This window comes from Streptomyces sp. GLSS-08 (genome assembly GCF_056387915.1).
The window spans coordinates 43,657-51,318 of the sequence record NZ_JBWJAQ010000034.1 but is presented as its reverse complement, the minus strand read 5'-3'; the positions used below and the strand labels follow the sequence as shown (position 1 = coordinate 51,318).

General features: G+C 68.1%; 8 protein-coding genes and 3 pseudogenes. 6 read left to right on the top strand and 5 right to left on the bottom strand.

Annotated features, from left to right (window positions below):
- The first annotated feature begins 424 nt into the window (after positions 1 to 424).
- The gene (locus tag AC0ZLC_RS33280; RefSeq protein ID WP_476755657.1) at positions 425 to 943 is read left to right on the top strand and encodes a transposase; all 519 of its coding nucleotides are present in this window, start codon (positions 425 to 427) and stop codon (positions 941 to 943) included.
- Positions 944 to 1,261: 318 nt separating this feature from the next.
- Here the strand turns inward: AC0ZLC_RS33280 and AC0ZLC_RS33275 are convergent, their stop codons facing one another.
- Both AC0ZLC_RS33275 and AC0ZLC_RS33270 read right to left on the bottom strand, forming a co-directional pair.
- Positions 1,262 to 1,726, bottom strand: a complete 465-nt coding sequence (locus AC0ZLC_RS33275; RefSeq protein WP_476755656.1) for a PIN domain-containing protein — start codon at positions 1,724 to 1,726, stop codon at positions 1,262 to 1,264.
- Positions 1,713 to 2,021 (bottom strand): type II toxin-antitoxin system Phd/YefM family antitoxin, encoded by a 309-nt coding sequence (locus AC0ZLC_RS33270; protein ID WP_476755655.1) that lies wholly within the window; start codon positions 2,019 to 2,021, stop codon positions 1,713 to 1,715. The genes AC0ZLC_RS33275 and AC0ZLC_RS33270 overlap by 14 nt, the downstream gene beginning before the upstream one ends.
- Positions 2,022 to 2,606: 585 nt before the next feature.
- Between AC0ZLC_RS33270 and AC0ZLC_RS33265 the strand changes: the two genes are divergently transcribed.
- Together AC0ZLC_RS33265 and AC0ZLC_RS33260 are read left to right on the top strand one after the other, a co-directional pair.
- Positions 2,607 to 2,732, top strand: a complete 126-nt coding sequence (locus AC0ZLC_RS33265) for a UDP pyrophosphate phosphatase (protein WP_476755659.1) — start codon at positions 2,607 to 2,609, stop codon at positions 2,730 to 2,732.
- Positions 2,733 to 3,139: 407 nt separating this feature from the next.
- Positions 3,140 to 3,319: a hypothetical protein gene (locus tag AC0ZLC_RS33260; RefSeq protein WP_358852806.1), complete on the top strand. Its 180-nt coding sequence runs from the start codon at positions 3,140 to 3,142 to the stop codon at positions 3,317 to 3,319.
- Between the two features lie 124 nt (positions 3,320 to 3,443).
- Here AC0ZLC_RS33260 and AC0ZLC_RS33255 read toward each other — a convergent pair.
- Both AC0ZLC_RS33255 and AC0ZLC_RS33250 read right to left on the bottom strand, forming a co-directional pair.
- Positions 3,444 to 4,184, bottom strand: a pseudogene (locus AC0ZLC_RS33255) (SDR family NAD(P)-dependent oxidoreductase).
- Positions 4,185 to 4,233: 49 nt separating this feature from the next.
- Positions 4,234 to 4,692 (bottom strand): annotated as a pseudogene (locus AC0ZLC_RS33250) (DUF4291 family protein); the annotation flags it as partial.
- A gap of 370 nt (positions 4,693 to 5,062) precedes the next feature.
- Here AC0ZLC_RS33250 and AC0ZLC_RS33245 point away from each other — a divergent pair.
- Positions 5,063 to 5,332: a hypothetical protein gene (locus tag AC0ZLC_RS33245; RefSeq protein WP_476755654.1), complete on the top strand. Its 270-nt coding sequence runs from the start codon at positions 5,063 to 5,065 to the stop codon at positions 5,330 to 5,332.
- A 790-nt stretch (positions 5,333 to 6,122) separates the two neighbouring features.
- Positions 6,123 to 6,716 carry a DUF4291 domain-containing protein gene (locus tag AC0ZLC_RS33240; RefSeq protein ID WP_476755653.1) on the top strand — a complete coding sequence of 198 codons (594 nt, stop codon included), beginning with the start codon at positions 6,123 to 6,125 and terminating at the stop codon, positions 6,714 to 6,716.
- 80 nt (positions 6,717 to 6,796) lie between these two features.
- Here AC0ZLC_RS33240 and AC0ZLC_RS33235 read toward each other — a convergent pair.
- Positions 6,797 to 6,979 (bottom strand): annotated as a pseudogene (locus AC0ZLC_RS33235) (DUF4291 family protein); the annotation flags it as partial.
- A 68-nt stretch (positions 6,980 to 7,047) separates the two neighbouring features.
- Between AC0ZLC_RS33235 and AC0ZLC_RS33230 the strand changes: the two are divergent.
- Complete coding sequence (locus AC0ZLC_RS33230; RefSeq protein WP_476755652.1) at positions 7,048 to 7,617, top strand: nuclear transport factor 2 family protein; 570 nt, start codon at positions 7,048 to 7,050, stop codon at positions 7,615 to 7,617.
- The last annotated feature ends 45 nt before the right edge of the window (positions 7,618 to 7,662 follow it).

The following is a 7,662-nucleotide window of genomic DNA, read 5'->3' as shown; positions in this document are numbered from 1 at the left end:
ACGGCGCCCGTCAGGCCCGTGATGCGACGGTTGCTGATGATCACTGCGCGAGCCCTGTTCCCCACCACCCGACCATGATCAACCATCACGGGCCCGACGTCTCACCGCTTGTCGTGCACGAGCTCGTTAGACATGCGGTATGAAGAAGGCGCGCAGCTACCAGTTGGCGGGTTGGTGACGCGAGAGCTCGCATCGGAGATGTCCGCCTCTGCTCGGTTTCGGAACGGGACCGAAGTCGTTGCGAAGATGGGCCGGTTTGAGGTCCATCGCCGTGGTGAGGACGGAGTCCTAAGGATCCAGGTCCTGCGCGAATGGCCGCGTCCGCAGTGGTTCGGCGCACTGACCTGGGAGACTGCTGTAGGTGCCGTCCACAGGGCGCTGGTCGAGGATGCGGCCGACCGAGTTGCGGAGCGGCTAAGCGTCGATGGTGCCCGGGTCTTCGCTCCGTGCAATCGATCGCCTTGCGGCCTGGTCCCAGTTCACCTTGAGGTGGTGTATGAGGGGTCGTCTTGGTACGCATCGGTGCTCGCGAGGTAGAGGGCGAAACCCGAAGTACTGGCGGATCCGCCGTAGCGCAGACGCATCTGTTCGCCGTCATTCAATCGAGGCGTCTGACAGCGAACCCAGTCGTTCAGGCTTCCTTGTCGGCGAACCTGGTCGCTCTCCGGCCCGATGCCTCCGATCCTGGCCGGAGTTCCCTCCGGGGTGGTGGGAGCGTGTGGCCCCGCTTTTGCCGGCTCGTCCGCCGAGGCGACATCGGTATCCTGGGCGGTTGCGCGCGGATGACCGGGCTGCGTTGCGTGGCATCGTCTACGTGCTGTGCAAGAGCGTGAGCTGGCGGGACGTTCCCGCGGAACACTGCTGCTGCTCCTCCCAGCCTTATCCACTCGAAAATCATCTCGCCGGTCGGTCAACCTGCCAGTGCCGTCGACAGGTCCCTTGAGATCGCCACCGGGACAGAAAGCGCACATCGCCAACAAGTCGACCTGGCCTCCGGCGACGGCTTCCAGGTTTAGGACGGGGCGCTGCTGCTGAACCCTTGCTGAACCAGGCGATCCGGTCGTAGAAGTGTGCGGCGCCGGGCTTGTCGAAGATGGTGTGGCGGCGACGAAATACGGTGACCGTCCCGTTACGTCGGCAGGCCGCCGCCGACCTCGCCCACCGACGGCACGCAGGCGCCGCGAACCGGTCGGTGAACGGGCAGGAGTCGGACACCACCCTGCGCGGAGCCAGGTCTCTATGGCGCAGGTGATGCCGCCTTTTAGAGGTCCTCGGGCAAGAGCCGAAAAGCGTCGTGGGCACTCAGCGGCCGGATCATGCGAAAATCGCTGTCCGTAGTCACCAGCACATTGGTGCGGTATTGCTCGGCAAGGACCACGCTGACAGCGTCGGCGAGCCCGACGCCGTCTCCGCCCCTCGCGTCCTTATAGGCTTCCATGACAGTCAACGCTGTGTGCATATGGGGCTGAATGTCCGGAATGGACCAGCGGCGTTTGTCTACTTGGCTGACTATGAAGTTGAGAAGGTTGGTGCTGGCAGATGGGCCGCGCAGCTTGGTCAGCAGGTAGTCGGCCTCAGCCATCACCATGGGCGAGACTACGAGATGCCCGATACTCTCCATTGCGCCACGGGTTGCTTCGTGAAGTCGGTCATCGCGAAACATAAGGCGCACCAAGGCGTTGGCATCAACGATGGCGACCGGGATGTTGGAGTCAGTCAAGCCCATGACTTCCCATGTCACGCAGCATGCCGGTCAGCTCGTCATCACTGGGAGCCTCGCCGTCGAGGACTGGCAGGTCAGCAAAGGGGCCCATAGGGTCTGTGCGGAAGGGATAAGTGGGTTCACTCACGGGACCTCCCTTCGGAGCGATGGTGGCAACCTCTTCGCCGTTCTGCGTGATGGTGATGGTCTCGCCCGCCTTGACGCGCGCGATGACGTTTGAGGTGTTCTGATTTAGTTCTCTCACGGGTACGCGTGCACTCATAACGCAAGTGTAGAACGTGTAGAACACGGTTGTCACGCTGCAAAGCTAGGTTGTGACCGACCTCCGTCGAGGCTTGTGCGCATGAGTTGAGACGCACAGGGCTGCAGCAGGCTGGTCGTGACTGTTTTTACTGGTCAGAGCATGATCTGAACGCTTCTACCGTCGCGCGCCTTCGACCGGATTCCGTGTTCTCCGTGGCGGTTCGGCTGTCTCGTAGGCGATGGATGAGGCGGAAGGGACCTGCATGTCGCCCGCGCCAGCCCGCGCATCCAGAACTCCACGCACACCAGACCCCTGACCTGCGACTTCACGGCACAGGTGATTTCGGATCCGGTCACCGACAGCGGAAGTCCAGCTCGGGGCGCGGACTGTCCGGCGCCGTCAACCGCGTCGTCCCGAACGACGACCTGGGTCTGGAAGCGACTGGCCTCGCGCGCAAGCTGGCGAACGGCCCCACACGCGCTCACGCCGTACAAAAGTGCAAACCATGTGGCTGCGCTTCGCGGCCAGCGCGAGCACAGGAAAGTGGTGCCATCTCCCACTGCTCTACCATTCGATCTTGAAAAGAGGTGGAAACCAGCAGGTCAAAGCCGCTCAGGACACGTCGACATAGTTTCGTTCATGAAGTTCATCACCACTAAGAGCTTCATGCCGTTCGTCTGGTACCGGATCGTGCTGGGCATCGTCATCATCGCGCTCGTGGCGACGGGGGCACTGAGCCCGCACGCGGCCGAGTCCGCGGGCTGAGGGGGGAAGGCCTCCCCGGCCGCCCTCCTGCCGGGTCCGGCCCGGGTGCCGCCGGCCGGCTCAGGGCCCGCGCGGTCTGCGGAACCCCGGGGCGGCGCCCGCCCGAGCACCGACCGGGGCGGTCGTGAGGACGGCCGCGGCGGCTTCCGGCTCCGGAACGGCTCACGGCTCGGGGAAACCGCGTCGCCCAGTCGGCCCCGGACGAGGAGACCGGCACCCGACGCGCGCATCCGCGAGGCGAGTGCGGGATGGCGCTCCAGCACCTCGAAGAGCATCAGTGACTCCCTGGCGACCCCGGGTGGCATCCATCGCGACAGGTTTCACCAGGATCCACCGTGACCAACCACATACGGCTTGCGTAGCCGTCCGGTAGCGCAGCGTCAGTCCTTGCGCCTAGGCTGGTGCGCATGTCCCCCGATTCCATGACCCCTGGTTCCGTGCGGTCTGCGGCCGAGTTAAATGAGCAGATTCGCGCCCTGTGGATGCGTACGGGCGGTTCCCTGTCGGCTCAGGAGCGGGCGGAGTACGCGCTCCTGGTCGTGGAGTGGGCCGCGGCGATCCGCGAAGAGGTCGTCGAAGCGGCCTGACCGCCGGCCTCCAGCCGAGCAGTCTGGCGAACGGTCCGGCGCCGCCCCGCGCGTTCCCCCGGCGCCCTCGGGGCGAAGTCCTGGTGCCCCGGGGGCCGAGACCCCCTCCCCTCGGCTGTGCAGCTCAGCGTCCGCCCGCCACCCGCAGCACGGCCCCGGTCGTGTACGAGGCGTCCGGTGACATCAGCCACGCGACGGCCGCGGCGATCTCCTCGGCGCGGCCCGCCCGGCGCAGCGGAATCGACCCGGCCGCCCGCTCGGCGCGGCCCGGGTCCCCCATCGCCGCGTGCATCTCGGTGTCGATCATGCCCGGGGCGACGGCGTTGACCCGGATGCCGTCCGGGCCCAGCTCCTTGGCGAGCCCCAGCGTGAGAGCGTCGACGGCCGCCTTCGTCGCCGCGTAGTGGACGAACTCTCCGGGGCTGCCGAGCGTGGCCGCGGCGGAGGAGACGTGGACGATGACGCCGCCGCCCCGTGCGGCCATCGCCCCGGCGGCCCGGCGCGAACACAGCAGCGTGCCCAGGAGGTTGACCTCGACCACCCGCCGCAGGTCGGCGGGGTCGGCGTCGGCGAGCCTGCCGAGGGGCCCCGTCACACCGGCGTTGTTCACCAGTCCCGTCACGGGCCCCAGCCGCTACGCCGCCGTGTCGAAGAGACGGTCCACGTCGGCTTCGACGGAGGTGTCCACACGGACGGTGACACAACGCGCCCCCGTCGCACGCACGTTGGCGGCGGTCCGCTCGGCGGCCGCGCCGTCGCTCACGTACCCGAGCACCACGTCATGCCCGTCCGCCGCGAGACGCACGCACGTGGCGGCGCCGATTCCCCGGCTGCCGCCCGTGACGACCGTGACGGGACGTGCCATGCGTGTCTCCTAGTGACGCCCGGGGATCCAGCGATCCCGCCGGACCACCCTACGCGCGCAGATGTGCGAGAAGCTCCTCGTCGAGGGGGTACGGCGGTTCCAGGGGCAACAGGGCCGCCGCGCGCTCCGGTTCTCCGGCCCGCACGTGCGCGTGGATGTCACCGGCGAGCGACGTCACGTCCTCGATGCCCACGATCCACTCGTCCGCGTACCGCGTGGCGGCCTCGCCGGCCAGCCCCAGCTGGAGAGAGCGGTACGGCGGCGGGGCGAGCCGCAGGTCCCGTTCCGGGTTCCACCGCACCCGCACGAGAGCCTGCCTCAACTGCCGCTTCCAGGCCTGCCGGTCGTCGTGCAGCTCCGGAACGTAGTGGGACAGGCAGGCGTTCCCCAGCGCCCACACGAACCCGGCGCGGCTGATCTCGACGGCCGGCACGGTCCCCTGCCCCTCTCTGGCACCCCATCCGCAGCGGTACATCATCCAGAGGAACGACGGCTTGATCCATGTCAGGCCTCGCTCACAGACCTTTCCATTCCCAGGATGTCCCTGGCTGGGGCTTACCGGCCTCGCGCCTTTGGCGATTGCGATCCGACGGTCTCCCGTCTCGTCGGCGCGCTCCCCGCTTCCGGCTTGAAGGCCCCCGCAGCCTTGAGGCTGTTCTCTGTTGCCGTGCGGAGCGTCAGCACCGACCGCCACCGCCTGCCGGCCCGGTGGCCACGGACGGTTCCGTTCGCATGCGCTAAGGCTTTCGGGTGCTTCTGCTGCGCGATCATGAGACCCGGCGCGCCAGCGCCCGTTTCGGCATTTTCCAGACTAATCTCCCGGAATTGTAAAAGTCGATCTTCCCTAGATCGCACCCACTCACTCCAACGGAGATGACATGCGCAAGCTTCGCAACGTGGCCGTCCTGATCGCCGCGATCGGCAGCATCGGACTCGTGGGCGGCACGGCCCATGCCGGTGACCACGGCGACGGGTTCGTCGTCAGGCAGCACTCCACCTGCCAGTCGCACGACCTGAACGCGGACGTCCTCGGCCAGGTCGGCCTGCTCAACGGCCTGGGCGGCAACCTGCTGAACGGCGAGGGCAACCCCGGCGCCCAGGCCACCACCGTCGGCTCCACCGCGGGCTGCAGCAACAGCGCCTTCTGAAGTCCTGGCCGACGCGGAGTCGCCGGCCGATAGAGGTCCCGGCCCGGGCCTGATGCCCGGGCCGGGACCATATGCGTTGCGTCGGCAGAGCTGCGAGGTGAGCTTGTTCCGCTTTGACGGACACCATCGGTGTGGTGGTCAGGCCGCGATGGGCGCCGACCGTGTGGCGCTGTGTGGCGGACATACCGCACAGCAGGTGGAGGCTCGCCGAAGGACTTCACCCCGTGCCGCTGCGCCCCGCCTGGCCGTGGCCCCCATGCGTTTCTACGTCGCCCAGGGCCTGTCCCGCACAGCTCGGACGAAGGTGACGACAGCTTCAGCATTTGGGCCGCCGCCACCCCACCGCAGCGCTCTCGCCCCGTCGGCCGACGCCGCAGTGGGGTGGGCCGCTTCAACGGCTGACATCGCATCCCAGCCCGGTTGCCTCCATCACCGGACAAGGGACAACTACCTGATCGGCGAGGAGATGGCGGGCTGGGACAGTGCAACTCCTACCCCGGCCCTGTGTGGCTGGAGTTCCCGCCCGCAGGACCAGGCCGGCACGCCCGCGAGGCGTACGGCCCAGAACGCGGAATCTGAGTTCAGCACCGAGAGAGACACTTGACGAACGACCGCGCCCGACACGTCGGTCCATCGAGTACGGCACTGTCGAGATGCCGCTCCGTGTGCCGGACGCTACTTGGCTCGCACGGGCAACCGCCTGCCGCCTGCGGCCGGCGTGCTCCGTCGGATCGGGCAACGGGTCGAAAACCGGTGGTCACCTGAGCTGACCGAGCCCACCCTGTACGCCATGGAAGAACCGCACCGCAGGATCCGTGCGCTCCACACGGCGTCCACGATCACCGTCTACCAGGCGTACCCCCCTGAGATCGGACTGCCCGCCATCCGAGAGGGCCGTTTCCCCGCCGCGTGGAAGCCTGGCCGCATGACGTGGATCAAACCCAGTTTCATGTGGATGATGTACCGCTCCGGCTGGGGCACGAAGGAGGGGCAGGAGACCGTCCTCGCCGTCGAAATCACTCGCCACGGCTTCGACTGGGCGCTGCGCCATGCCTGCCTGTCGAGTTACGTTCGCGGACTGCATCCCGATCGCGGCACCTGGCAGCGTGACCTCAAGCGCGCACCGGCCCGTGTCCAGTGGGATCCCGAACGCGATCTGCACCTGCGTCCCCTGCCACACCGCTCGCTGCAACTGGGGCTCTCGGGTGAAGCATCGTCGCGTTACGCGGCCGAGTGGATCGTGTCCATCAGCGATGTGACCCCGCTCGCCAACGAGATCCACGCACTCGTCAGGGACGGCGAACTGGACTCAGCCACCCGACTGCTCCCCAAGGAGCAGGAATACCCCGCCGGTGCAGAACTCCTGGCCCACCTGCGTCCCTGACCGGTAATCCGGGCACAACTGCCGGCATCACCCGTGGGGCACATGGCGGCACAGGCCCGTGAACGCTGCTCGATGATTCATGTCATCCGGTCGCGCTTCCACGTCGACGGGAACCGGCCCTCCCGTGCCGCGGGCCCGCCGATCCCCGGCGGGTATGCCTGGTAGAGCGTCAGGGTGGACGGGGTGTGCCGGGCGCGGACCTGGAACGCGGGCCGTGTCGGCGGGAGTCGGTCGTTCACGGGAACAGGATCCGTCGCGCACATGTACGAAGGCCAGCGAATAGCCCCGCACGCCCCTTGGCTGATCCCCTCCGGTGGCCAACACTGAGCCGATGACGCAGCGTGTGGAGCTCGCGACCGTGATGGACCGGCTGGCCGTGGACGAACTGATCACCGACTACGCGGTGGCCGTGGACGACGGCGACTGGGAGGCGTACCGGGCGCTGTTCGCTCCGGGAGGCCGTGCCGACTACCGGTCCGCCGGGGGCATCGAGGGGGACGCCGCGCAGATCGTCGGGTGGCTCGCCCGGAGCATGGGGCTGTTCTCCGTGCGGCAGCATCTGATCGTCAACCGGCGGGTCCGGTTCGAAGCGTTGGAGCAGGACACCGGCGACACGGCCCGCGTCCGGGCCGACTACGTCAACCCCATGCGGTTCGCGCGGCGCGACGCGGGCTCCACGGCGGCGGTGCCCTCCGGGCAGCCGGACCTCGTCTGCGGCGGGCGGTACGCCTTCGGGCTGCTGCGTACGTCCGACGGGTGGCGCCTGAGCGAGGTGGTCGTCCACGAGAAGTGGCGCACCCTCGCGGCCCCGTCCCCCGAGCAGCCGCATCGGCACGCCGGCCGGTCAGAACAACCCGGCTCCCCCGAGGGGCCGAAGGACCAACCGCCCAACGGCAGTTGAGCGGCCGCCCTGACAACGGGGCTTCCGCACCGGTGCGGTCGCCCG

Coding starts and splice junctions, on each gene's coding strand:
- AC0ZLC_RS33280 (WP_476755657.1), top strand. CDS start 425: ATGGTGCCCGGGTCTTCGCTCCGTGCAATCGATCGCCTTGCGGCCTGG.
- AC0ZLC_RS33275 (WP_476755656.1), bottom strand. CDS start 1,726: ATGGGCTTGACTGACTCCAACATCCCGGTCGCCATCGTTGATGCCAAC.
- AC0ZLC_RS33265 (WP_476755659.1), top strand. CDS start 2,607: ATGAAGTTCATCACCACTAAGAGCTTCATGCCGTTCGTCTGGTACCGG.
- AC0ZLC_RS33260 (WP_358852806.1), top strand. CDS start 3,140: ATGTCCCCCGATTCCATGACCCCTGGTTCCGTGCGGTCTGCGGCCGAG.
- AC0ZLC_RS33245 (WP_476755654.1), top strand. CDS start 5,063: ATGCGCAAGCTTCGCAACGTGGCCGTCCTGATCGCCGCGATCGGCAGC.
- AC0ZLC_RS33240 (WP_476755653.1), top strand. CDS start 6,123: ATGGAAGAACCGCACCGCAGGATCCGTGCGCTCCACACGGCGTCCACG.
- AC0ZLC_RS33230 (WP_476755652.1), top strand. CDS start 7,048: ATGACGCAGCGTGTGGAGCTCGCGACCGTGATGGACCGGCTGGCCGTG.